Origin of the sequence: Kitasatospora sp. NPDC094028 (assembly GCF_049543595.1) — a bacterium.
GTDB lineage: Bacteria > Actinomycetota > Actinomycetes > Streptomycetales > Streptomycetaceae > Kitasatospora.
In genome coordinates this window covers 503636-527263 of the sequence record NZ_JBMVFA010000002.1, presented here as the reverse complement: position 1 = coordinate 527263, position 23628 = coordinate 503636, and the positions used below count along the sequence as shown (strand labels likewise).

Here is a 23628-nt window from a genome sequence, read left to right as displayed (position 1 = left end):
GTCACGGTCGAAACCACCCGAGCGACGGTCGTCGCCGCCACGGCCACCGAAACCACCCGAACGACGGTCGTCACGGTCACGGCCCTGGAAACCACCGCGGTCACGGTCGAAACCACCCGAGCGACGGTCGTCGCCGCCACGGCCACCGAAACCACCCGAACGACGGTCGTCACGGTCACGGCCCTGGAAACCACCCGAACGGCGGTCGTCCCGGTCGCGGTCACGGCCGAAGGCCGGACGCTCGCCGCGCGCCTCGCGGTACGACGGCGCGCGCTCCTCGGACTGCTGCGCCGGAACGACGGCGGCGGGGGCCTCGGCGGCGGCCGGGGTCTCGGCCGCGGTCTCGGCGTCCGCCTCGGCGGCCGGCTCCTCGTCCTCGATGCCCAGCTCGGCCCGCTCGCGCGCCGCACGGGCGGCGAGGCGGTCGGCCTCCTCGCGCAGCTCGGTGGCGCGACGCTGCGCGCGCTCCAGCTGGCGGGTCATGTCGGCGAGCTCACGCTCGGCGGCACCGGCGATGTTGGCGGCGCTCTCCGCCTGGACCTCGGTCAGCGAACGGGCGCCGGTGATCTTGGCGACCTCGGCGTCGAAGGCGTGGTCCAGGATGTGGCGGCTGGCGTCGACGCCCGCGTCCTCCATCAGGCGGAAGACGCCGCGGCGCTGGTGCGGCAGCACCAGGGTGACGACGGCGCCGGAGCGGCCGGCGCGCGCGGTGCGGCCCGAGCGGTGCAGGTAGTCCTTGTGGTCGCCGGCCGGGTCCACGTTGAGGACCAGGTCGATGCCGTCGACGTGGATGCCGCGGGCGGCGACGTCGGTGGCGACGACGACGTTGACGTAGCCGTCCTTGAAGTCGCCGAGGACGCGGGTGCGGGCGCCCTGGGTCATGCCGCCGTGCAGCGCGTCGGCCTTCACGCCGGCCTCGATCAGCTGCTCGGCGACGCGGTCGGCGCCCATCTGGGTGCGGACGAAGATGATCGTGCGGCCCTTGCGGGCGGCGATCGCGTTGGTGATCGGCGCCTTGTCCTTGGGCTTCACCACGAGGATGTGGTGGGTCATGGTGGTGACGGCGCCGGCCGACGGGTCGACCTCGTGGGTGACCGGGTTCTTCAGGTACCGCTTCACCAGGGTGTCGATCTCGTTCTCCAGGGTGGCGGAGAACAGCAGGCGCTGGCCGCCGGCCGGCACCTGGTCGAGGATCTCGGTGACCTCGGGCAGGAAGCCCATGTCGGCCATCTGGTCGGCCTCGTCGAGGACGACGGTCCGGACGTCGTCCAGCTTGGCGGAGCCGCGGTTCAGCAGGTCGCGCAGACGGCCGGGGGTGGCGACCAGGATGTCGACGCCGCGCTCCAGCGCGTAGATCTGGTTCGACATCGAGGTGCCGCCGCAGACGACCTTGAGGCGCAGGCCGAGCACCGAGCCGAAGGGCTCCAGGGCGTCGGCGACCTGCATGGCCAGCTCGCGGGTCGGGACCAGGATCAGGCCGCGCGGGTGCTTGGCGCGGGTGCGCTCGCCGTCGGCGAGGCGGGTCAGCAGCGGGAGACCGAAGCTGAGGGTCTTGCCGGAGCCGGTGCGGCCACGGCCCAGCACGTCCTTGCCGGCCAGCGCGTCCGGGATGGTCGCGGCCTGGATCGGGAACGGGGTGGTGACGCCACGCTTGGCGAGGGCGCGGACGACGTCGTCGTGCAGGCCCAGGTCGCCGAAGGTGATGGTGGGCTCCGCGGCCTCGGCGGCGGTGTCCTCCGCGGTCTCCTCGGCGGTGTCCGAGGCGGCCTCGGCGGCGAACTCCTCGGCCTCGGCGATCAGCTCGGTGGTGTCGGTGGTGTCGGTGACATCGGCGGCAGCCTCGTTCGCGGGCATGGCGAAGCGGGCGTCGTCAACGAGAGACATGCAAAACCTTCCGGAAGTGGCACGCGCCAAAGTCCGGGGTTCTGTTTCACAACCGCCTCTATGCGGTCAGCCACGGATCGCCGGAACGCGCCAAGGGCGCCAGATGGGATTAGGGCGCCAGTCAAATGAATCAAACGAACGATCTACCACCATAGACGACCCTCGGGATCGGAGGCAAATGCCCTGGCCAGCCCCCTAATGGGCACCCGCGCGGGGGCTCGGGGCCGGGGAACCGGAGCCACCGGCGGACGGCTCCGCGGACGGCGGCGCGGTGCCGGCGGGCGGGGTGTGCTCGGGCTCGGGGGTGCCCGAGGGGCGGCTGCTCGGGGTGGCCGAGGGCGTGCCGCCGGTGCCGCCGGTGCCGCCGCCCGAGCGGCCGTCCCCGGTGCCGCCCGCACCGCCGGCCCCGGACGCCCCGCCGGACCCGGTCGAGGTGCCGCCGCCGGGGTGCGGCGCGGGGCTGGCGTTCGCGCCGCCCGCAGTACCGTTTCCGCCCGGCGCGCCGTCCGGGCTGCCCGCCCCCGGCACCGGGACCACCCCGGCCACCACGCCGTTCGCGCCCGGCGCGGCCTCCAGCTGCGCGCTGGCCGCGGCGCCGCCCGGCGCGCTCTCCGCCTGCAGGCCGCCCTGGTGCTCCGCGCGCCCGGCCGTACCGCCGGGGCGCCCGGCCCCCGGCGAGGCCGAGGGGCCACTCGTCGCCCCCGGCTTGCCCGCCGGGCCGACCTGCCCGACCGGCGCCACGCCGTGCCTCTCCTCGGCCGCCGAACCGACCGACATGCACCCGGTCAGCCCCAGCCCGGCCACCGCCAGCACCGCCGCCGCCCGCACCACCCGCACCGCACGCACCGAAGCCACCGCGTTCCCTCTCCACCGCCCCGCCCGGGCCGCTCCTGCCGCGCGGCCGCTTCCGGTGCCCAACGCGCGCCCACCCCGGCGGGACACGGCCGGTGCGTCCGGGGAAGCGGCGGGATCGACGGAAATCGACGGACATCAACGGAAACGGCGGGATCGACGAAAGCGGCGGGCGGCCGGGCGGCCGGGGCGGGCCGCTCAGCCCCAGAGCGCCGAGGCCAGCCCCGCCCCCGCGTACACCGCCGTCAGGCCGGCCGCCAGGCTGCCCGCGACGTTCGCCAGGGCGTACCGCCCGGCGCCGGACTCGGCCAGCCGCAGCGTCTCGTACGAGAACGTCGAGTACGTCGTCAGCGCCCCGCAGAAGCCCGTCCCGACCAGCAGTTGGACGTGCGAGGAGGCCGCCCCGGCGGTCACCGCGCCCGCCACCAGCCCGAGCACCAGGCAGCCGAACACGTTCACCGTGAAGGTCCCCCACGGGAACACCGAGTCGTGCCGGGACTGCACCGCCCGGTCGGTCAGGTACCGCAGCGGCGCGCCGACCACCGCGCCCGCCACCACCAGCAGCCAGTTCACTCCGCGCCCCCGGCCCCGGGCGGTCCCCCGGCCCCCGGCGATCCGCCGGCGCCGCCGCCCCGGCCCGCGTACCGGACCACCTCGCACCGGTCGAGCAGCACCAGCCCCTCCGCGACCAGTTCCTCCAGCTGCGGCAGGAACGCCCGCACCCGCTCCTCCTCGTCCACGACCAGCACCGCCACCGGCAGGTCCTCGCTCAGCGACAGCAGCCGCGCCGTGTGCACCAGCGAGGAGGCGCCGAAGCCCTCGATCCCCCGGAACACGCTCGCCCCGGCCAGGCCGGCCGCCCGCGCCCGGTGCACGATCTCGCTGTACAGCGGGCGGTGGTGCCAGGTGTCGCTCTCGCCCACCAGCACCGTCAGCCGCAGCGCCGGGCCGCTCAGCCGGCTCACCGGGCCGCGCCTTCCGCGGCCCTGGCCGGGCGGTGGATCAGACGCCTGGTCAGCACCGCCGCCGTCCACACCGCGCCCATCGCGGCGGCCAGGGTCAGCCCGAGGTAGGCCAGCCCGGGCCCGAGCCGGCCGGCCTCCAGCAGCCGCCGGATGTCCACGGCGTACGTCGAGAAGGTGGTGAAGCCGCCCAGCACGCCGGTGCCGAAGAACGGCCGCAGCAGCGGGTGCGCCGGGCGCCCCTCGGTGACGGCCACCAGGAAGACCCCGATCACCGCGCAGCCGACCGCGTTGATCAGCAGCGTCGTCCACGGAAAGGCCGTCGGCCCGGTCTCCCAGCCCAGCCCGGCCGCGTACCGCGCCACCGCGCCGATCGCCCCGCCCACCGCGACCACCGCCACGGCCGGCCCCTGCCCGCGCAGCACCGGCGGGCGCACCGGGCTCGCCGGGCGGTCGGCGGCACCCTTCACGGGGTCCTCCACCGCGTCCTCCGAGGTCGTCATAGGCCCATCAAACACCGGCCCCCACTGCCTGGCACACCGTCATCCCAGACCCGACAATGATCCGGTGGAGATGACCCGGGACGAGTTCGAGACACTGGTCAGCGACGCCCTCGACCAGATCCCCCCGCAGCTCGCGGCCATGATGGACAACGTCGCGGTCTTCGTCGAGGACGAACCCGACCCCGGCGACCCGGAGCTCCTCGGCCTCTACGAGGGCACCCCGCTCACCGAGCGCGGCGAGTGGTACGCCGGCGTCCTGCCCGACCGCATCCTGATCTACCGCGGCCCCACCCTGCGCCACTGCGAGACCCGCGAGCAGGTGGTCGAGGAGGTCCGCACCACGGTCATCCACGAGGTCGCCCACCACTTCGGCTTCGACGACCACGAGCTCGACGAGCTCGGCTGGTCCTGACCCGGGCGCCCCGCCGGACGCCCCCGCCCCGCGGGCCCGGCTCCCGACCGGCCGAAACCCGTTTTGGCGATCCGCCCGGCATCCCATATGCTTCTCGACGTCCCCGAGACGCCGGAAACGGCGGGACAGGCCGCAAGCCCTCATCGTCTAGTGGCCCAGGACGCCGCCCTTTCAAGGCGGTAGCACGGGTTCGAATCCCGTTGGGGGCACGCAGTACCAAGGCAGTACCGTAGTACAGTGCAGTGCCGCAAGACCTTGGTGGTTCGCCACTACAAGGTCCCGTGGAGCAGTTGGTTAGCTCGCCACCCTGTCAAGGTGGAGGTCGCGGGTTCAAGTCCCGTCGGGATCGCTCGTCTCGCAAGAGACGGTGCAGTACGGCCAGGTAGCTCAGTTGGTACGAGCGTCCGCCTGAAAAGCGGAAGGTCGCCGGTTCGACCCCGGCCCTGGCCACCACAGGAAGGCCTCGCAGAGTTCGCTCTGCGGGGCCTTTCGCGTTCCCCGCAGCGTTCCCGTGCCGAGCTCCGCCCCCGAGACCCCGAGACCCGGAGACCCGGAGACCCGAGGGCCCGGGGCCCCGAGGGCACCCCGAAGCGCCCATATGATCTGGTGATCATCCATATGGGTGCTTAACGCCGCCGGCCCGACCCACCGTCGAACCGGCCCGCGCACCCGTCAGCTGATTCGGGGGAATCACCATGGCCGACGCGGTCACCGTCGATCCACAGGCGCTCACCGCCTCCTCAGGGGTGGCGAAGACCCTCGCCGAGGACGTCGACAAACCCGTGAAGGACGCGCTCACCTCGGCCACCACCGCCTCCGGCCAGCTCACCGGCTGGTCGATCGCCGCGGGCCTCGGCAAGCTCGGCACCGACTGGGCCGCCCCGCTCGACGCGCTCAAGAAGCGGCTCACCGACACCAGCACCAACCTGCAGACCAACGCCACCGCCCACGCGCACAACGAGCAGGCGACCGCGGACGGCTGGAAGCAGCCCGCGAAGGCGGCGCAGTGAGCAGCGCCTACGAACTGCTGGTCGCCTTCGACCCGCACGGGCTGCGCGACGCCGCGAAGGCGTGGAAGGCGCTCGCCCACACCATGGAGAGCACGGCCACCCGGCACCGCAACCAGGTGAACGGCCCGCTGCGCCGGGGGTGGAAGGGCGCGGACGCGGAAGCCGCCTTCCCGTTCATGGACCTGACCGAGCAGCGGCTCGGCATCGTCCGGGTCGAGGCGGAGGCCGCCGCACTGGCCCTGAACACCGTCGCGGACCGGATGTACCAGGCGCAGACCAACCTGACGAACGCCGTGCACCGCGCCCAGGACGCCAAGCTGACGGTGTCCGCCGAGGGGGTCGTCGACCTCCCGCCGGAGGGCCCGGGCGAGCACAACGACCCGGACGCGCAGGCCGCCCGCCGCAGCCTCGCCGAGCTGCGGACCGGCTTCCAGCAGCGGATCGACAACGCCATCAAGGACGCCCAGACGGCCAGCGACCAGGGCAACAAGGCCCTCGGCCACCTCGGCGCCGACATCCTCGGCGAGCAGCGGGGCAAGGGCGCCGTGGCCGAGACCCGCACCGACGTCGCCGACGTCATGAAGGACCTCGGGCTGGTCGACCCGTACGTCCCGGACGGCAAGGACCCGCAGAAGAACGCCGACTGGTGGAAGAGCCTCACGCCCGACCAGCAGGAGAGCTACCTCGCCCTGGACGCGGCGAAGATCGGGAACCTGGACGGCCTTCCGGCGACCGTCCGCGACGAGGCCAACCGCCTGGTCCTCGACCAGAAGCTGGACGCCCTGGAGGCCGGGACGCCCGCTTCCTTCGGCCTCGACCAGGGCGCGTTCGACAAGCGCAAGGCCGCACTGACCGAGATCAGGAAGAAGATGGAGGAGAACGCCGACGCGAAGGACGAGCAGCACCAGCTGTTCCTGCTCGCGCTCGAACCCGAGGCGTTCGGGGGCGACGGGCGCGCGATCGTGGCGACCGGCAACCCCGACAAGGCGACCCACACCTCCGTGTTCGTGCCCGGGACGAACACCGACTTCAACGGCGTGCCCGGCCAGATCGACCGGATCCGGCAGCTGCAGGGCTACGGCAAGCAGTACGCCAAGGAGGGCGAGACCGTCTCGGTGGTCTCCTACCTCGGCTACGACGCCCCGGAGAGCCTGCCGGGGGCGTCCAACCCGATGCGCGGGCTCGACGGCGCCGAGGACATGCGCCGCTTCTCCAACGGCCTGCGGGTGGCGCACGGCGATCCGCGGACCCACCTCAGCTACATCGCGCACAGCTACGGCAGCTTCGCCGTGGGCGTCGCCGACAGCGGGGGGAGCCACGGCCTGGACGCCGACGACATCGTCACCCTCGGCAGCCCGGGCATGGGCGTGCTCACCGCCGAGCAGCTGAACGTCAACCCCGACCACCTCTGGATCGGCGAGGCCTCCGACGACCCGACCCGTCTGGTCGGCGGCTTCTCGCTCGGCCCCAGCCCGCACATCGCGGGATTCGGCGGGAACAACATCCACATCGACACGTCCGGGCACGGCGGCTACTGGGACGAGGGCTCGGACAGCCTGAAGAACCAGGGCCGGATCATCGCCGGGAAGCCGCCCCACACCACCTGGAAGGAGGACCCGCTCTGGGGTTCGATCCCCCACTGAACCGCCGGCCGGAAAGAGACCCCATGCGCAACCCGACCACCCGTCCACCGCTCACCGGCACCCGGCTGAAGCAGCTGCTGGCAACGGCGCTGATGGCCACGACCCTCGGAGCCTGCATGTCCAGCCCCACCACCGGCCCCGGAACCGGGAAGAACGACCCGCTGCCCGTCAAGTCCCGCCAGGAGACGCTGGACTGGGCGAAGCAACTCACCGAGCACCTGGCCCAGTCCGCCGGGATCCGGATCAACGACGAGCCCGCCGATCCGGTCTTCACCTCCTGCGTCGGCCGCAACGGCGAGTCGGCGTCCGACGACCGCTACCAGCTGATCTACGGCGTCCACAGCACCGTCCCGGACGCCCGGCACGACGACGTGGTCCGCAAGGTCCGCGACCGGCTCACCGGCGAGGGCCTCACGATCACCGAGTACCAGGAGAGCCACGGCGGCGCGGAGCCGGACTCCACCGTCAGCGCCCGGCACCCCAACAGCCGGTACGTCGTGGACGTCGCCAGCACCGCGGGCCACGACCGCATGGTCCTGAGCGTCACCACGCCGTGCCTGATGCCGCCGTCCGCCCCGCCCGCCCCCACCACCACGCCCTGACCGGTCCGGGGGCGGGTCGCCCCCGGACCCGGCCGTCAGGAAGCGGTGAGCAGCTTGCGGACGTGGTCCGCGGCCTCGGCGAGCGGGACGGCCGTGGTCCCGCCGGTGGCGCGGGCGGTGATCTCGACGGTGCCCTCGGCGAGACCGCGGGCGCCGACCGTGATCCGGTACGGGATGCCGATCAGCTCGGCGTCGCGGAACTTCACGCCGGGGCGCTCGTCCCGGTCGTCCAGCAGGGCGTCGACCCGCTCGGCGCGCAGCTGCCGGTAGAGGGCCTCGGCGGCCTCGGCCACCGCCGGGTCCTTGCCGCCGAGGACGGTGACGACCGCCTCGAAGGGGGCGACCGCGACCGGCCAGACGATGCCCTTGTCGTCGTGGTGGGTCTCCACGACGGCGGCCAGGGCCCGTTCGACGCCGATGCCGTAGCTGCCCATGACCGGGGCGACCCGCTCGCCGTCCGGGCCGAGCACCGAGACGCCCAGGGCCTCGGTGTACTTGCGGCCGATCTTGAAGATGTGGCCCACCTCGATGGTGACCAGCACCTCCAGCGGCGCGCCGCACCGCGGGCAGGCCTCCCCGGCGGTCACCTCGCGCAGGTCCGCCCACCGCGCCACCGCGAGGTCCCGCTCGACGGACACGCCGCGCAGGTGGACGCCGTCCGTGTTGGCGCCGGTGGTCAGGTCGGTGCGGCCGCGCAGGGCCTCGTCGGCGAGGACGGGCAGCCCGGTGACGCCGACCGCGCCCAGGCTGCCGGGCGAGGCGCCGAGCGCCGCCCGGATCTCCTCGGGGGTGGCGGGCCGCAGGTTCCTGGCGCCCAGGGTGTCGACGAGCTTCTGCTCGGCCAGGGCGTGGTCGCCGCGCAGCAGGACGAGGGTGAGCCGCCCGTCGACCACGTACACCAGCGTCTTGACCTGCCGCTCGGCCGGGACGCCGTACAGCCGGGCCAACTCCTCGATGGTGCGGGCGTCGGGGGTGTCGAAGCGTTCGGGGGCGTCCGGGCCGGGGCCGTCCGCGACGGCGGGCAGGGCCGAGGTCGCCTTCTCGGTGTTCGCCGCGTAGTCGCAGCCCGGGCAGCGCACCACCCGGTCCTCGCCGGCCTCGGCCGCGCTCATGAACTCCACCGACTCGCTGCCGCCCATGACGCCGCTGGACGCGTGGACGGCGACGGCGGGCAGCCCGAGCCGGGCGAAGATCCGCTCGTAGGCGGCCCGGTGCAGCCGGAAGGCCCGGTCCAGGCCGGCCTCGTCGAGGTCGAAGCTGTACGAGTCCTTCATGGTGAACTCGCGCACCCGCAGCAGCCCGGCCTTCGGACGGGGCTCGTCGCGGAACTTGGTCTGGAACTGGAACCACATCTGCGGCAGGTCGCGGTACGAGCGCAGCTCCTGCGCCAGCACGGTGAAGATCTCCTCGTGCGTCACGCCGAGCACCAGGTCCGCGCCCTTGCGGTCCCGGAGCCGGAACATCTCCTCGCCGATGACCTCGGAGCGGCCGCTGCGCTCCCAGATCTCCGCCGGGTGCACGGTGGGCAGGACGAACTCCTGGGTGCCGATCGCGGCCATCTCCTCGCGGATGACGTCCATGATCTTCGCCCGCACCCGCACGGCCAGCGGCAGCAGCGAGTAGTGGCCGGCCATCAGCTGCCGGACGAACCCTCCCCGCACCAGCAGGCGGTGACTCACCGCGTCCGCGTCCGCCGGGTCCTGCCGGAGGGTGGGCACGTACAGCTGGGACCAGCGCATGGTCGGGGACCGTCCTCTCGGGCAGGCAGCAGGACGTCACGGCCGCACTCGCGCCGGCCGCGCGTCGGGAGCCGCAGTCTAGTGACGCGGGCCGGCCCGGCTCCTCCGCTTTTCAGCCACCCCGGCGACGAGTCGACCGCCGCTCAGGGGGTCCGGACGTAGCCGGTGCCGGTGCCCCCCAACACCGCGCCGTCCTTGTCGTAGTAGGTGATGGTCTTGACGTCAGCGTCGGCCTTCTTGGCGAGGGCGGCCCAGCGGGTCTGGTACTCCTGGACCACGACCGTGGTCGCCTCGGTGCTGCCGCCGGTCGCCCAGTCGACCACGACCCTGGTGGCTTTGAACGGGACCGAGACGATCACCGCGGGTGAGTCGCCCATCTTGCTGCCCTTGATGCCGAGTACCCCGGGAAGGCTGACGGTGTAGCCGGATTCGGCCGGAGACGGGACCGGGCACACGAAGTCATCGGCCTGCCGCTTGCCGTCCAGGGTGACGTAGACATTGGCCAGGTCCTGGCCCGGGATCCAGCCCTGCTCGGCCTCCGCGTCGGTCGGTTGCGGCAGCTGCGGGTTGGCGGCGTGCCGGGCCTCCCAGATCAGCCGGGCCTGCTTGCCGGCGGCCTCCTTGGTGGGGGTCGCGGGCCAGAGGGCGACCCAGGCCTGCCAGGTCCGGCCGTTCGAGGCGCCGTCATTGATCTTGACCCGGATCGGGTCGTACGGGTCCCGCCCGCCCGGGACCGGCGTGGTCGGGACCGCCGTCCCGGAGGCCGAAGCGGCCGCGCCGACCGGCGCGCCCGACCCCCGTACGGGCGCGCCGATCACCGTCCCCACCGCGCCGACCGCCACGACCAGCGCCGCGGCCGCCCCCGCGGTCGCCAGCCGCCGGCGCCGCAGCCGGCGCCGCCCGCCGGCGATCAGCCGGTCGTAGGGCACCTCCCCCGGGTCGACGCTGTCGGCCAGTTCGCCCAGCTCGTACACCGTGGCCGCCTCGTCCGGCCCTCTCTCCGACGCGTTGCTCATCGTTCGCCTCCGATTCCGATCAGTCCGTTGTGCGAGGAGGCCTTCCGGAGTTTGGCCAGGCCGCGTGCGGTCTGGCTCTTGACCGTGCCGACCGAGCAGCCCATGGCCTCGGCGGTCTGGGTCTCGCTGAGGTCCTCCCAGTAGCGGAGGACGACGGCCTCGCGCTGGCGCCGCGGCAGGCCGGCGAGCGCGCCGAGGAGCACGGTCCGGTCGTCAAGGTCGGCACCGGCCGGCGCGGGCCGGTCGGGGACGGCGGTGACGAGGTTCTCGGGCGGTCTGCGCCGGAACCGCCGCGCGTGTTCGTTGATCAGGACGCGGCGTACGTACGCGTAGGGGTCGTCGGCCGAGCGCACCCGGCCCCAGGCGACGTACGCCCGTTCCAGCGCCTGCTGGACCAGGTCCTCGGCGCCGTGCCGATCCCCCGCGAGCAGGTACGCCGTCCGGAACAGCCGCGACCACGTGCTGCCGGCGAACGCGCGGAACTCGTCGTCCCGTGCGGTCTTCTGGGCTCCCATGAACACCTCCTCAACCCCCCTGAGCCCAGCGGGGCCGTGGACCGTTGCCTGCCGTTCGCGATTCGCCTCCCCCGGCTGTGACACTGGAGGGGCTCGAAAACCGAGGTGCGCGCCGCCGTGCCTCCTTGCGAACCTAGAGGGATGCCCGCAGTGAGTTCTCCCGCAGTCCAGTCCGCCGACGTCCCCGCCGCCGGGCCCGGCATCGGTGAGCTGGCCGCCCGCCTGCCCGACCTGACCCTGCGCGACCAGGTGCGGATCGGGCGCCGGTTGGAGGGTGCCCGCAAGGTCCGCAAACCGGAGGCCCGGCAGAAGATCGCCACCGAGATCGCCGCCGACATCGAGCGCGCCGAGCTGCTGGTCGAGCGGCGCCGCGCCGCCGTCCCGAGGATCGGCTATCCCGCCGAGCTGCCGGTCAGCCAGAAGAAGGACGAGATCCTGGCGGCGATCCGGGACCACCAGGTGGTGATCGTCGCGGGCGAGACCGGCTCCGGCAAGACCACCCAGATCCCGAAGATCTGTCTGGAGCTGGGCCGCGGCGTGCGCGGCCTGGTCGGCCACACCCAGCCGCGCCGGATCGCCGCCCGCACGGTGGCGGACCGGGTCGCCGAGGAGCTGAACACCCCGCTCGGCGAGGCGGTCGGCTGGAAGGTCCGGTTCACCGACCAGGTCGGCCCGGACACCCTGGTCAAGCTGATGACGGACGGCATCCTGCTCGCGGAGATCCAGACGGACCGCGAGCTGCGCCAGTACGACACCCTGATCATCGACGAGGCGCACGAGCGCAGCCTCAACATCGACTTCCTGCTCGGCTACCTCAAGCAGCTGCTCCCCCGCCGCCCCGACCTCAAGGTCGTGATCACCTCCGCGACCATCGACCCGGAGCGCTTCGCCGAGCACTTCGGCGACGCCCCGATCGTCGAGGTCTCCGGGCGGACGTACCCCGTGGAGGTCCGCTACCGGCCGATGGTCGACGAGAGCGACGAGGACGCCGACGAGGTAGACCGCGACCGCGACCAGGTCCAGGCGATCTGCGACGCCGCCGAGGAGCTGCAGGCCGAGGGCCCGGGCGACATCCTGGTCTTCCTCTCCGGCGAGCGGGAGATCCGCGACACGGCCGACGCGCTCGGCCGGCTGAAGCTGAAGAACACCGAGGTCCTGCCGCTGTACGCCCGGCTCAGCTCGGCCGAGCAGCACAAGGTGTTCCAGCGCTCCCACTCGCGCCGGATCGTGCTGGCCACCAACGTCGCCGAGACCTCGCTGACCGTTCCCGGCATCAAGTACGTGATCGACCCGGGCACCGCCCGGATCTCCCGCTACAGCCACCGCACCAAGGTGCAGCGGCTGCCGATCGAGGCGATCAGCCAGGCCAGCGCCAACCAGCGCAAGGGCCGCTGCGGCCGCACCTCGGACGGCATCTGCATCCGGCTGTACTCGGAGGAGGACTTCCTCGCCCGCCCCGAGTTCACCGACGCCGAGATCCTGCGCACCAACCTGGCCTCGGTGATCCTGCAGATGACCGCGGCGGGCCTCGGCGACATCGCCGCCTTCCCGTTCCTGGACCCGCCGGACTCGCGCAACATCAAGGACGGCGTGCACCTGCTGCACGAGCTGGGCGCGCTGAACCCGGACGAGAAGGACCCGCGCCAGCGGCTGACCCCGCTCGGCCGCAAGCTCGCCCAGCTCCCGGTGGACCCGCGGATGGCCCGCATGGTGCTGGAGGCGGACCGGAACGGCTGCGTGCGCGACGTCATGGTGATCGCCGCCGCGCTCTCCATCCAGGACCCGCGCGAGCGCCCGGCCGAGAAGCGCCAGGCCGCCGACGACCGGCACCGCCGGTTCACCTCGGAGACCTCGGACTTCCTGTCCTTCCTGGCGATGTGGCGCTACGTCCGGGAGCAGCAGCGGGAGTTGTCCTCCTCGGCGTTCCGCCGGATGTGCAAGGCGGAGTTCCTGAACTACCTGCGGATACGGGAGTGGCAGGACATCTACACCCAACTCCGCACGGTGGCGAAGCAGTTGGGCGTCACCATCGAGGAGCCTCATCCCGACGCCGAGCCGGACGCGGACCGGATCCACCAGTCCCTGCTGGCCGGCCTGCTGTCCCACATCGGCCTGTTCGACGCGGAGAAGCGCGAGTACGGCGGCGCGCGCGGCGCCCGCTTCGCGGTCTTCCCGGGCTCCGGCCTGTTCAAGAAGCCGCCGCGCTGGGTGATGTCGGCCGAGCTGGTGGAGACGTCCCGGCTCTGGGCCCGGATCAACGCCAAGATCGAGCCCGAGTGGGTGGAGCCGCTGGCCGGCCACCTGATCAAGCGCAGCTACAGCGAGCCGCACTGGGAGAAGAAGGCCGGCGCCGTGCTGGCCTACGAGAAGGTGACCCTCTACGGGATGCCGGTCGTCGCCCAGCGCAAGGTCAACTACGGGAAGATCGACGCGGAGCTCTGCCGCGAGCTGTTCATCCGCAACGCGCTGGTCGAGGGCGACTGGGAGACCCACCACCGGTTCTTCGCCGAGAACCGCAAGCTGCTCGGCGAGGTCGAGGAGCTGGAGAACCGGGCCCGCCGCCGGGACATCATGGTCGACGACCAGACCCTGTTCGACTTCTACGACGCCCGGCTGCCCGACGACATCGTCTCCACCCGGCACTTCGACGCCTGGTGGAAGAAGGCCCGGCACGACCAGCCGGACCTGCTGAACTTCGAGAAGTCGATGCTGATCAACGACGCCGCGGGGGGCGTCACCGAGGCCGACTACCCGGACCACTGGCAGCAGGGCAAGCTGCGCTTCAAGCTGACGTACCAGTTCGAGCCGGGCAGCGACGCGGACGGCGTGACCGTCCACATCCCGCTGCCGGTGCTCAACCAGGTGACCGCGGAGGGCTTCGACTGGCAGATCCCCGGCCTGCGGGAGGAGCTGGTCACGGCGTACATCAAGTCGCTGCCGAAGGCGATCCGCCGCAACTTCGTGCCGGCGCCGGACTTCGCCAAGGCCGCGCTGCGCGGGGTGAAGGACCGCCAGGAGCCCCTCCTGCCGGCCCTGGAGCACGCGCTGAAGCGGCTGACGGCCGTCACCGTGCCGCCGGAGGCCTGGGACGACGAACGGGTGCCGGAGCACCTCAAGGTGACCTTCCGGGTGGTGGACGGGCGCCGCAAGCTCGCCGAGTCCAAGGACCTGGAGGAGCTGCGGCTGCGGCTCAAGCCGAAGCTGAAGGAGACGCTGTCCTCGGCGGCCTCCGGCCAGGGCATCGAGCAGAGCGGGCTGACCGCGTGGCCGGCTTCGCTGCCGGTGCTGCAGCGCACCTTCGAGCAGCGCTCGCGCGGCCACTCGCTGCGCGCCTACCCGGCGCTGGTGGACGAGGGCGCCGCGGTCGGCGTCAAGCTGTTCGACACCCCGGAGGCCCAGGCGCGGGCGATGTGGGAGGGGACGCGGCGGCTGCTGATGCTGACCACCACGTCCCCCGCCAAGTCGATCCAGGGGCGGCTGGGCAACCAGGCGAAGCTGGCGCTCTCGCACAGCCCGCACGGCTCGATCACGGCCCTGTTCGAGGACGTCGTCTCGGCCGCGACGGACCGGCTGATGGCGCTGAACGGCGGCCCGGCCTGGGACGAGGAGGCGTTCGGCAAGCTGCACGACAAGGTGCGCGCGGACCTCTACGACCTGTCCGCGGACACCACGCTGAAGACGGCCACCGCGCTGATCGCCTTCCACAAGGCCTCGACCCGGCTGAAGTCGGTGAGCAGCCCGGTGCTGCTGAACGCGGTGAACGACGTCCGGCTGCACCTGGCCTCGCTGGTGCACCCGGGCTTCGTGACGGCCACCGGCTGGCAGCGGCTGCCCGACCTCAAGCGTTACCTGCTGGCGGTCGACCGCCGGCTGGAGGCCCTGCCCAACCACCCGCAGCGGGACGCCCAGCAGTTGCTGAAGGTCCAGCAGGTGCAGCAGGCCTACGGGGAGCTGCTGGCGGCCGTGCCGGCCGGGCAGCAGCCCTCCGAGGAGGTGCGGGCGATCCGCTGGATGATCGAGGAGCTGCGGGTCAGCTTCTTCGCCCAGGGGCTGGGCACGCCGAGCCCGGTCTCGGAGAAGCGGATCACGAAGGCGATGGAGGCGGCCCGGGCGGCCCTCTGACCCGGGCGGCCGACCCGGCCCGGCCCCTGAGCTGCGGGGGCGTGGCGGGCCTTCAGGAGCCAGTTCGACCTGGAGGCCCACCATGGGCTACAGTCTGTCTTGTTCGCAGCGCGGCAAGCGAGTGAACGAGATCAGAACAATCTGGTCCCGTGGAGCAGTTGGTTAGCTCGCCACCCTGTCAAGGTGGAGGTCGCGGGTTCAAGTCCCGTCGGGATCGCCGCAAGGCGAGAGGCCCGGAACCGTCAAGGTTCCGGGCCTCTCGCGTTTCACCGGTCGGCCTCTTTACCCCGAACCAGGTCCAGACCACAAGTGATCATGCGCGTGACGGTCGTCACCCGCACCCCCTCGAAAACCGGCCCTTCACACCCTTCTCAAGAGCCGGTTAATTTAATATGTAAAATTGTACAGCTATTCACTGTAAATCCCCCCCGCATCATGGATGTCGAACCGTTATCCGGAGTTCAGCATTCCGACAACTTAGGCAAGCCTTAAAGGTATGACAAAAGGGGCCGCTTACCGGACCCGGCGGAGTCCGGTAAGCGGCCCCTTTTCAGAGCCTTTGGCCGATCAGGCCTCGGTGCGCTGGGCGGGAATCCCGGCCAGCAGTGCGCGCACCTCCGCCTCGCGGTAGCGGCGGTGGCCGCCGAGCGTGCGGATCGACGTCAGCTTGCCCGCCTTGGCCCAGCGGGTGACCGTCTTCGGGTCAACGCGGAACATGGTGGCAACCTCTGCCGGCGTCAGCAGGGGCTCGGCATCAGGGGTACGAGCGGTCATGAGCGGCCTCCTCGGGAGAACCGAACCAGGGCGGTTCTATCCTTCAAATTCTGCACCTTGGCCCGCGATGCCCGAAATGGCATAGACGGGCCGAGTCGGTTATAGGACGAACGGCTTGTCCTGGTGTCTACAACTACACCATCCGTCCAGCCCTATCGACCAAACCGCCAAAATTGACCCCTCACGGGTTCAAGGCAGACGGATGGCGATGGACCACCCCATAACGGACAGTCACACGGCAGTGACGTCCGGTTACAAGGGGACCAGACCCTCCGTTTCCCCGCAAAGCACGCATCGACTCCAGAACCACCCAAAAGTGGGCACGCTCGCGTGGAGTTGGGCTGGTTGTCCCATTTTTGCACATAGGGGTGAGTTCGCGTCAACGGTGAGTAGTGTCACGTTCGACAGGTATTGACCCGAACCAGGACCTTGGTCAGCCGGGCCGGAGGACGTAGGACCCTTACAGTCATACACGGCTGTTCGGACGTCAGTTCGCGTACCGGAGCGCCAGCACCCGCCGCCAGCGCACCGTCAGTTCCCCGTACACGCGCAGCGCCTCCGCGGTGTCCCCCGCCCGCAGCGCGCGCAGCCCCTCCTCCAGCTCCCCCGCCGAGCGGTCCGCCGACAGCCGCTCCGGCCCCAGCAGGTGCACCAGCCCCCCGTAGTCCAGCTCCACCAGCGAGCGCGGGTGGAACTCCTCCAGCCACCGCCCGACCTGCTCCGCCCCGTGCACCAGCTCCCCGTCCGGAACCTCCTCGCGCAGCGCCCGGTACGCCCGCGCCACCCGCCGCCGCGCCTGTGCCATCGGCACCAGGTAGAACAGCGCCGCCGCCCGGGCCCGCTCCCCATCCTGCCCGGTCCCCCGGCCCGCCTCCTGCCCGGCCTCCTGACCGGCCTCCTGCCCGGCCGGGACGAAGCAGCGGTCCTCGTCGCCGAACGGCAGGAACCAGCGCACCGGCACCTCCCACCGGCTGGTCAGGATCCACGGCCGGGCGTCCGGGTGCTCGGCCCGCCAGCGCTCCCGGGCCGCCTCCGCGGCCGCCCGGGTCGCCGGCGGCAGCGCGGTGTCCAGCAGCGCCACCGGCGCCCCCGCCCGCAGCTCGTCCAGCGCCTGCCAGTTGCGCAGCCTGGTGGCCCACGGGCAGACGTAGAGGACGCCGTCCACCACCCGCAGGTACGCCCGGCCGCTCTCCCGCTCCGGCAGCGCCCGGGGCGTGCGCGCGGCCAGCTCCGCCAGCGCCTCCCGCTGCTCCTCCAGCATCGCCGCCGCCACCGGCCGCTCCGCCGCCCCGGCGTCCGGCCCGTGCTCCGCGGCGTACGCCTGCCAGTGCCCGCGCTCGGGCTCCGGGTAGGCCGCCAGCGGCTCGTAGACCCGCAGGTGGGCGGCGTAGGGCGGCTGTACGGAAGTGCGTACGACGGTCACGTCCTGCATGGTCGCACGGGCCGTGCGGGCCCGGGAGGGCGCGCCCCGGAACCGTTCGCGCCCGGACCCTCCGACCGCCTCCCGTCTCAGTACTCGGACAACCAGCCCAAGCTCGGACAAGAGGGCCGATCCGCGGCCCCCGCGCGACTACTCTTCGCCTTAGGCGCCCGCACCACAGCAGCGGGCCTTCGATACTGGAGTCACCACAGTGACCGACGTACAGACCCCCGCCACGCACTCCGCATCCGGCGTGCTCAGCAGGATCTTCCGTACCGAGCAGGACGGTGCCCTCGGCGACGGCCACGAGCAGGTCGTCCTCTGCCACGACCGCGCCTCCGGACTCAAGGCGATCATCGCCATCCACTCCACCGCCCTGGGCCCGGCCCTCGGCGGCACCCGCTTCTTCCCGTACGCCTCCGAGGAGGCGGCGCTGGAGGACGCGCTGAACCTGTCCCGCGGGATGTCCTACAAGAACGCGCTGGCCGGGCTCGACCTCGGCGGCGGCAAGGCCGTCATCATCGGCGACCCGAACAAGGACAAGAACGAGGCGATGCTCCGGGCCTACGGCCGCTTCGTCGAGTCCCTGCGCGGCCGCTACATCACCGCCTGCGACGTGGGCACCTACGTGCAGGACATGGACGTCATCGCGCGCGAGACCTCGTTCGTGACGGGTCGCTCGCCCGAGCACGGCGGCGCCGGCGACTCGTCCATCCTGACCGCCTTCGGCGTCTTCCAGGGCATGCGCGCCAGCGCCCAGGCCCGCTGGGGCCAGCCGACCCTGCGCGGCAAGCGGGTCGGCGTCGCGGGCGTCGGCAAGGTCGGCCACTACCTGGTCGGCCACCTGGTCGCGGACGGCGCCACCGTCGTCGTCACCGACCCCTTCGAGGCCGCCGTCAACCGGGTGCGCGCCGCCCACCCCGAGGTGGAGGTCGTCGCCGACACCGCCGCCCTGCTCCAGGCCAAGCTGGACGTCTACGCCCCCTGCGCCCTCGGCGGCGCGCTGACCGACGACACGGTCGCCGCGCTGGGCGAGTTCGGCACCTCCGTCGTCTGCGGCGCGGCCAACAACCAGCTGGCCCACCCGGGCGTCGAGAAGGACCTCGCCGACCGCGGCATCCTCTACGCGCCGGACTACCTGGTGAACTCCGGCGGCGTGATCCAGGTCGCCGACGAGATCGACGGCTTCAACTTCGAGCGGGCCAAGAACAAGGCCACCAAGATCTTCGACACCACCCTGGAGATCTTCACCCGGGCCGCCGCCGACGACGTCCCGCCGGCCGTCGCCGCCGACCGCCTGGCCGAGAAGCGCATGCGCGAGATCAGCGCGCTGCGCACCGTCCTGCTGCCGGGCGCCCGCCGGGGCTGACCGAGGGGCCGTGACGCGCGGGAGGCCCCCCAATGGCCTCCCGCGCATCACGATGTGGAACCGGATTCTCACTTCTCCGCCCGAACGGGTGATCCGAGGTCCCCCCAGGGGGGATAATCAGTCCTGGAACGACGGACCTCAGATACCTCTGGACAGCGCGCAAACTGCCGCAAAACCTCCCCTGACCTGGGAAGACCTGGTCGAGGGTGCGGTCGGTGCGCGCCACGTCACACCGACGACGTACCGTCCAGCGGCGGAAACAGGTACCGTTAATGCTCCAAGGGACGGCTTCTCCACTTCGGGCAGGCCGGTCCTGATCATGAACACGTGTCAGACTCGGGGCCGTGAGCCCCATCGTTGAGGGGGTCGACCCATGGGGCGCGGCCGGGCCAAGGCCAAGCAGACGAAGGTCGCCCGCGAGCTGAAGTACAACAGCGGCGGGTTCGACGCTAACCGTCTGTCCAACGAGCTGGGCGTATCGCCGTCCACCGCTCCGATCGAGCCTGAGCCGATCGAGGAGGAGGAGGACGACGACCCGTACGCGGAGTACGCCGCCCGCTACGCCGACCTCGACGACGAGGACGACAACGAGCCGGGCGCCGGGTCCTCGCAGGCCTCCCGCCGCTCGTAACCCGCAGCTTCACCGGACCGGTCCGGGCGCCCTGGGCGCCGGGCCGGTCTTCGGCGTTCCCGCGCGCGCCCGGCACCGCGCGCCCCCGGCCGGCCGCCGGCCGCGCCCCTGACGTGCGTGAGGGCCCCTCCGGCAGACCGGAGGGGCCCTCACCTCGTCCGCGGGCGGATCAGCCCGCCGTGAAGCCCTCGTAGGCGTTGTAGAGCGCCGCACCGCCGTCGTGCTCGTCCGTGCGCTCGACGATGTCGCCGAGCAGCCAGGACTCGACGCCGCGGTCCTCCAGGATCGACAGCACGACGTCCACCGAGTGCGGCGGGACGACGGCGACCATGCCGACACCCATGTTGAGCGTCTTCTCGATCTCCAGGGTGGCCACCTTGCCGACCTCGGCGACGGTCCGGAAGACCGGCAGCGGGGTCCAGGTGCCGCGGTCCAGGCGGGCGTGCAGGCCGGCCGGGATGACCCGGGCCAGGTTGGCCGCCAGGCCGCCGCCGGTGACGTGCGAGAAGGCGTGCACCTCGGTGGCGCGGGCGAGCGCCAGGCAGTCCAGCGAGTAGATCCGGGTCGGCTCCAGCAGCTCCTCGCCGAGGGTGCGGCCGAACTCCTCGACCTTGCGGTCCAGCGACCAGCCGGCCTGGTTCAGCAGCACGTGGCGGACCAGCGAGTAGCCGTTGGAGTGCAGGCCCGAGGCGGCCATCGCGATGACCACGTCGCCCGCCCGCACGCGGTCGGCGCCGAGCAGCGCGTCGGCCTCCACCACGCCGGTGCCGGCGCCCGCGACGTCGTACTCGTCCGGGCCCAGCAGGCCGGGGTGCTCGGCGGTCTCGCCGCCGACCAGGGCGCAGCCGGCCAGCGCGCAGCCCTCGGCGATGCCCTTGACGATCGCGGCGACCCGCTCCGGGACGACCTTGCCGACGCAGATGTAGTCGGTCATGAACAGCGGCTCGGCGCCGCACACCACGAGGTCGTCCACGACCATGCCGACCAGGTCGTGGCCGATGGTGTCGTGCTTGTCCATGGCGGCCGCGATGGCCACCTTGGTCCCCACGCCGTCGGTGGCCGACGCCAGCAGCGGCCGCTCGTAGTTCTTGAACGCGGACGCGTCGAAGAGGCCGGCGAAACCGCCGAGACCGCCGACCACCTCGGGGCGGTTGGCCTTCTTCACCCACTGCTTCATGAGCTCGACGGCGCGGTCGCCCGCCTCGATGTCGACACCGGCGGCGGCGTAGGTGGCGCCGTTCTGGTTGGTGGTCACTGCGTGCGGCCCTCTCGGGTCAGGGGGTTTCGAGTCCTGCGGGGTGCAACAGGTGCGGGGTGGAACAGCGGTGGGGCCCCGGTTCGCGGGACCCCACCGTGCGAACGCCTACGGCCGGCGCAGCGCGTCGGCCGCGCCCGCCCCGCCGAGCAGCGACTGGACGCCGTCCAGGTCGCTGCCGCTGGTCGGCTTGCCGCGGACGGCCGGCGCCTGCTGGCCGCCCTTGATCTCGGCCTCCAGCAGGAGCTTGCCGAGCAGCGCCGGGTCCGGCAGCTCCATCGGGTACTCGCCGTCGAAGCAGGCCCGGCAGAGCTTGTCCTTGGGCTGCTTGGTGGCCTCGATCATGCCGTCGATCGAGATGTAGGAGAGCGAGTCCGCGCCGAGGGTGCGGCCGATCTCCTCGATGGTCATGCCGTTGGCGATCAGCTCCGCGCGGGTGGCGAAGTCGATGCCGAAGAAGCAGGGCCACTTGACCGGCGGCGAGGAGATCCGGATGTGCACCTCGGCGGCGCCCGCCTCGCGCAGCATCTTCACCAGCGCGCGCTGGGTGTTGCCGCGCACGATCGAGTCGTCCACGACCACCAGGCGCTTGCCGGCGATGACCTCGCGCAGCGGGTTGAGCTTGAGCCGGATGCCGAGCTGGCGGATGGTCTGGCTGGGCTGGATGAAGGTGCGGCCCACGTAGGCGTTCTTCACCAGGCCGGAGCCGTACGGGATGCCGCTGGCCTCGGCGTAGCCGATCGCGGCGGGGGTGCCGGACTCGGGCGTGGCTATCACCAGGTCGGCCTCGACCGGGGCCTCCTTCGCCAGGCGGCGGCCCATCTCCACGCGGGAGAGGTGCACGTTGCGGCCGGCGATGGAGGTGTCGGGGCGGGCCAGGTAGACGTACTCGAAGACGCAGCCCTTGGGCTTGGCCTCGGCGAAGCGCGAGGTGCGCATGCCGTTCTCGTCGATGGCGATGAGCTCGCCGGGCTCGACCTCGCGGATGAAGGAGGCGCCGCAGATGTCGAGCGCCGCCGTCTCGGAGGCGACCACCCAGCCGCGCTCCAGCCGGCCGAGCACCAGCGGGCGGATGCCCTGCGGGTCGCGGGCGGCGTAGAGGGTGTGCTCGTCCATGAAGACGAGCGAGAAGGCGCCCTTGACCTTGGGCAGCACGACCTTGGCCGTCTCCTCGATGGAGAGGTCCGGGTGGCCGGCCAGCAGGGCGGTCACCAGGTCGGTGTCGTTGGTCGCGGCCGTCCGGCCGGAGCGGGAGACGTGCTCCTCGCCCGGCAGTTCGGCGACCATGGCCGCCAGTTCGGCGGTGTTCACCAGGTTTCCGTTGTGCCCGAGGGCCAGCGAACCGTGCACGGTCGCGCGGAAGGTCGGCTGGGCGTTCTCCCAGACCGAGGACCCGGTGGTCGAGTAGCGGGCGTGTCCGACGGCGATATGCCCGTGCAACGACCCCAGCGAGGCCTCGTCGAAGACCTGGGAGACGAGTCCCATGTCCTTGAAGACGAGAATCTGGGAGCCGTTGCTCACTGCGATGCCCGCGGATTCCTGACCGCGGTGCTGCAGGGCGTAAAGGCCGAAGAACGTGAGCTTGGCGACCTCCTCGCCGGGAGCCCAGACACCGAAGACGCCGCAAGCGTCCTGGGGGCCCTTCTCGCCGGGAAGAAGATCGTGGTTGAGTCTTCCGTCACCACGTGGCACGTCTTCGAGTCTAGGGCAGTCGAAACAGCCTTTCGGAACGCGGGACCGCCGGTCAGGGGCGTGATCGACGAGTAACGCGCGTAGACAAAACCCCTTACCGGGTGGGGAATTCGGGTGGGGGGAATTCCGGCGGGCGGCGGTTGGCCTTGCGGTTCGCGCCTGTTGGGGATTCGGGGACGATCGGGGGCGCCCGCCGGCGCGGTCGCGAAAGTGAGCCTGCTCACCCGGGGTTCACCCGGCGGTCATCCGGCGGCGGCCCCGCTACCCGGCGGGCAGCAGCAGGCCCCAGGCACCCGGGTGGGCCGTCCAGGTGCGGGCGCGGACCTGGCCGACCGGGTGGCCGTCCGCCGCGTAGTCGAAGCCCCGGCCGACCACCGAGACGCTCGCCGCCCGGGCCCGGACCAGCCCGCCGGGCGCGCGGACCACGACCTCCAGCAGGCCGTCGACCGCCCCGGCCACGGCGGCGGCGCCCGCCGCGGTGTCCGCCGCCCGGTCCGCCGCGGTCTCCGCGGGCGCGGCCGGCTCGGATCCCGGCAGGGTCAGCTGGACCAGCCGGACCGGCCGGTGGACGTCCGCGAGCAACCGCCCGTCCGCCTCGACCCGGACCCGGGAGCCGGGCTCGACGGCCTCCGCGGTGAGTGTCGTCCCCTGCTCGGCCGCAGCCAGTTTCGCCCATAGCGAACGCCAGCCACTCGGACGGCCCACCAGCCGGCGGACTCCGCCGCAGGTGATCCGCACTCCGCCCAGGGCCACCCCGCCCCCGTCGTCCACCAGCAGGTCCAGCCTGCGCGGCACCCCCGACAGCACCGCCCGCGCGGCCCGCACCGGCTCCCCCGGCACGCCGAACGCGCGGGCCACCACCGACTCCTCGGCGCGGCCGACCGGAATCATCCCCACCGGATCGACGCCCAGCTCACGCTGCCGGTGCAGCGCCTGCAACACCCGCCGCAGCGCCAGGTCGGACCCGATCACCACCGGTCGCCGCCGGCCCCGGTGCGAAAGCACCCGGTCGAGTTCGGCCGGGCCCTCCGGACAGGCCAGCTTCACGTCCGTCCCCCCGCACAGCACGTCCCTCGCGATCCGCACGGACTCGCCGTCCGCCCGCCGGGCCGCCGGGTCGAGGAGCAGCAGGATCGGTTCGGGGCCGCCGTTCACAGGCGTGGACAGGGACGACACGACCGGTCCTTCCTCAGGTAATCTCTCGGTGCAAGAGCCCCTTGCGCTACT

20 protein-coding genes and 4 tRNA genes are annotated in these 23628 nt (G+C 72.4%); 11 read left to right on the top strand and 13 right to left on the bottom strand.

Features of this window, described 5'->3' with window-relative positions; all coding sequences use genetic code 11:
• From ACPC54_RS05485 to crcB (ACPC54_RS05465), 5 genes are all read right to left on the bottom strand, one after another.
• Positions 1 to 1884 (bottom strand): DEAD/DEAH box helicase (locus ACPC54_RS05485; protein ID WP_498961445.1); only part of this gene is annotated, 1884 nt, incomplete at its 3' end.
• Between the two features lie 195 nt (positions 1885 to 2079).
• Complete coding sequence (locus tag ACPC54_RS05480; protein WP_498961442.1) at positions 2080 to 2739, bottom strand: hypothetical protein; 660 nt, start codon at positions 2737 to 2739, stop codon at positions 2080 to 2082.
• A gap of 195 nt (positions 2740 to 2934) precedes the next feature.
• Entirely contained in the window at positions 2935 to 3309 is a 375-nt protein-coding gene (gene crcB / locus ACPC54_RS05475) for a fluoride efflux transporter CrcB (RefSeq protein ID WP_498961440.1), read from the bottom strand.
• On the bottom strand, positions 3306 to 3701 hold the full coding sequence (locus ACPC54_RS05470; RefSeq protein WP_498961438.1) for a DUF190 domain-containing protein: 396 nt from the start codon (positions 3699 to 3701) through the stop codon (positions 3306 to 3308). Before ACPC54_RS05470 ends, crcB (ACPC54_RS05475) begins: the two co-directional genes overlap by 4 nt.
• Positions 3698 to 4201 (bottom strand): fluoride efflux transporter CrcB, encoded by a 504-nt coding sequence (crcB, locus tag ACPC54_RS05465; protein ID WP_498961436.1) that lies wholly within the window; start codon positions 4199 to 4201, stop codon positions 3698 to 3700. The genes ACPC54_RS05470 and crcB (ACPC54_RS05465) overlap by 4 nt, the downstream gene beginning before the upstream one ends.
• A gap of 70 nt (positions 4202 to 4271) precedes the next feature.
• Here crcB (ACPC54_RS05465) and ACPC54_RS05460 point away from each other — a divergent pair, with 70 nt between their 5' ends.
• The 7 genes from ACPC54_RS05460 to ACPC54_RS05430 all read left to right on the top strand — a co-directional run bounded on the left by ACPC54_RS05460 (position 4272) and on the right by ACPC54_RS05430 (position 7868).
• On the top strand, positions 4272 to 4613 hold the full coding sequence (locus tag ACPC54_RS05460; RefSeq protein ID WP_498961565.1) for a metallopeptidase family protein: 342 nt from the start codon (positions 4272 to 4274) through the stop codon (positions 4611 to 4613).
• Positions 4614 to 4749: 136 nt separating this feature from the next.
• Positions 4750 to 4822 (top strand) — tRNA-Glu (locus tag ACPC54_RS05455).
• Between the two features lie 66 nt (positions 4823 to 4888).
• A tRNA-Asp gene (locus tag ACPC54_RS05450) sits at positions 4889 to 4962 on the top strand.
• 27 nt (positions 4963 to 4989) lie between these two features.
• Positions 4990 to 5066, top strand: a tRNA-Phe gene (locus tag ACPC54_RS05445).
• A gap of 242 nt (positions 5067 to 5308) precedes the next feature.
• Positions 5309 to 5623, top strand: a complete 315-nt coding sequence (locus ACPC54_RS05440) for a hypothetical protein (RefSeq protein ID WP_498961434.1) — start codon at positions 5309 to 5311, stop codon at positions 5621 to 5623.
• Positions 5620 to 7266, top strand: a complete 1647-nt coding sequence (locus tag ACPC54_RS05435; protein ID WP_498961432.1) for an alpha/beta hydrolase — start codon at positions 5620 to 5622, stop codon at positions 7264 to 7266. The genes ACPC54_RS05440 and ACPC54_RS05435 overlap by 4 nt, the downstream gene beginning before the upstream one ends.
• Before the next feature lie 23 nt (positions 7267 to 7289).
• A complete protein-coding gene (locus ACPC54_RS05430; protein ID WP_498961430.1) occupies positions 7290 to 7868 on the top strand; it encodes a hypothetical protein in 579 nt (192 codons plus the stop codon).
• A gap of 35 nt (positions 7869 to 7903) precedes the next feature.
• On the opposite strand, the gene ACPC54_RS05425 is transcribed toward ACPC54_RS05430, so the two are convergent.
• The 3 genes from ACPC54_RS05425 to ACPC54_RS05415 form a co-directional block, all read right to left on the bottom strand.
• Positions 7904 to 9607 carry a proline--tRNA ligase gene (locus ACPC54_RS05425; RefSeq protein WP_498961428.1) on the bottom strand — a complete coding sequence of 568 codons (1704 nt, stop codon included), beginning with the start codon at positions 9605 to 9607 and terminating at the stop codon, positions 7904 to 7906.
• Between the two features lie 143 nt (positions 9608 to 9750).
• Complete coding sequence (locus ACPC54_RS05420) at positions 9751 to 10623, bottom strand: hypothetical protein (RefSeq protein WP_498961426.1); 873 nt, start codon at positions 10621 to 10623, stop codon at positions 9751 to 9753.
• Positions 10620 to 11138, bottom strand: coding sequence for a SigE family RNA polymerase sigma factor (locus tag ACPC54_RS05415; protein ID WP_498961424.1), 519 nt, complete (start codon positions 11136 to 11138; stop codon positions 10620 to 10622). Before ACPC54_RS05415 ends, ACPC54_RS05420 begins: the two co-directional genes overlap by 4 nt.
• Positions 11139 to 11279: 141 nt before the next feature.
• Here ACPC54_RS05415 and hrpA point away from each other — a divergent pair, with 141 nt between their 5' ends.
• Positions 11280 to 15260: an ATP-dependent RNA helicase HrpA gene (gene hrpA / locus ACPC54_RS05410; RefSeq protein WP_498961422.1), complete on the top strand. Its 3981-nt coding sequence runs from the start codon at positions 11280 to 11282 to the stop codon at positions 15258 to 15260.
• 143 nt (positions 15261 to 15403) lie between these two features.
• Positions 15404 to 15477: transfer RNA gene (locus tag ACPC54_RS05405), tRNA-Asp, on the top strand.
• A gap of 350 nt (positions 15478 to 15827) precedes the next feature.
• Here ACPC54_RS05405 and bldC read toward each other — a convergent pair.
• Together bldC and ACPC54_RS05395 are read right to left on the bottom strand one after the other, a co-directional pair.
• A complete protein-coding gene (gene bldC / locus ACPC54_RS05400) occupies positions 15828 to 16034 on the bottom strand; it encodes a developmental transcriptional regulator BldC (RefSeq protein ID WP_014137253.1) in 207 nt (68 codons plus the stop codon).
• Between the two features lie 487 nt (positions 16035 to 16521).
• The gene (locus ACPC54_RS05395; protein ID WP_498961419.1) at positions 16522 to 17457 is read right to left on the bottom strand and encodes a DUF8083 family protein; all 936 of its coding nucleotides are present in this window, start codon (positions 17455 to 17457) and stop codon (positions 16522 to 16524) included.
• 208 nt (positions 17458 to 17665) lie between these two features.
• Here ACPC54_RS05395 and ACPC54_RS05390 point away from each other — a divergent pair, with 208 nt between their 5' ends.
• Positions 17666 to 18823, top strand: coding sequence for a Glu/Leu/Phe/Val dehydrogenase dimerization domain-containing protein (locus ACPC54_RS05390; protein WP_498961417.1), 1158 nt, complete (start codon positions 17666 to 17668; stop codon positions 18821 to 18823).
• 373 nt (positions 18824 to 19196) lie between these two features.
• Complete coding sequence (locus ACPC54_RS05385) at positions 19197 to 19454, top strand: DUF3073 domain-containing protein (RefSeq protein ID WP_498961415.1); 258 nt, start codon at positions 19197 to 19199, stop codon at positions 19452 to 19454.
• Between the two features lie 169 nt (positions 19455 to 19623).
• Here ACPC54_RS05385 and purM read toward each other — a convergent pair whose 3' ends face one another.
• The 3 genes from purM to ACPC54_RS05370 form a co-directional block, all read right to left on the bottom strand.
• Entirely contained in the window at positions 19624 to 20709 is a 1086-nt protein-coding gene (purM, locus tag ACPC54_RS05380) for a phosphoribosylformylglycinamidine cyclo-ligase (protein ID WP_498961413.1), read from the bottom strand.
• Between the two features lie 108 nt (positions 20710 to 20817).
• On the bottom strand, positions 20818 to 22401 hold the full coding sequence (purF, locus tag ACPC54_RS05375) for an amidophosphoribosyltransferase (RefSeq protein WP_498961411.1): 1584 nt from the start codon (positions 22399 to 22401) through the stop codon (positions 20818 to 20820).
• Positions 22402 to 22662: 261 nt separating this feature from the next.
• The gene (locus ACPC54_RS05370; protein WP_498961409.1) at positions 22663 to 23577 is read right to left on the bottom strand and encodes a diacylglycerol kinase family protein; all 915 of its coding nucleotides are present in this window, start codon (positions 23575 to 23577) and stop codon (positions 22663 to 22665) included.
• Positions 23578 to 23628 lie beyond the last annotated feature (51 nt).

Excerpts from the sequence above, each read along its gene's own strand:
- ACPC54_RS05385 (WP_498961415.1), top strand. The coding sequence starts at position 19,197 with ATGGGGCGCGGCCGGGCCAAGGCCAAGCAGACGAAGGTCGCCCGCGAG.
- bldC (WP_014137253.1), bottom strand. The coding sequence starts at position 16,034 with ATGACCGCTCGTACCCCTGATGCCGAGCCCCTGCTGACGCCGGCAGAG.
- crcB (WP_498961436.1), bottom strand. The coding sequence starts at position 4,201 with ATGACGACCTCGGAGGACGCGGTGGAGGACCCCGTGAAGGGTGCCGCC.
- ACPC54_RS05430 (WP_498961430.1), top strand. The coding sequence starts at position 7,290 with ATGCGCAACCCGACCACCCGTCCACCGCTCACCGGCACCCGGCTGAAG.
- ACPC54_RS05460 (WP_498961565.1), top strand. The coding sequence starts at position 4,272 with ATGACCCGGGACGAGTTCGAGACACTGGTCAGCGACGCCCTCGACCAG.
- hrpA (WP_498961422.1), top strand. The coding sequence starts at position 11,280 with ATGCCCGCAGTGAGTTCTCCCGCAGTCCAGTCCGCCGACGTCCCCGCC.
- ACPC54_RS05425 (WP_498961428.1), bottom strand. The coding sequence starts at position 9,607 with ATGCGCTGGTCCCAGCTGTACGTGCCCACCCTCCGGCAGGACCCGGCG.
- ACPC54_RS05415 (WP_498961424.1), bottom strand. The coding sequence starts at position 11,138 with ATGGGAGCCCAGAAGACCGCACGGGACGACGAGTTCCGCGCGTTCGCC.
- ACPC54_RS05420 (WP_498961426.1), bottom strand. The coding sequence starts at position 10,623 with ATGAGCAACGCGTCGGAGAGAGGGCCGGACGAGGCGGCCACGGTGTAC.
- ACPC54_RS05440 (WP_498961434.1), top strand. The coding sequence starts at position 5,309 with ATGGCCGACGCGGTCACCGTCGATCCACAGGCGCTCACCGCCTCCTCA.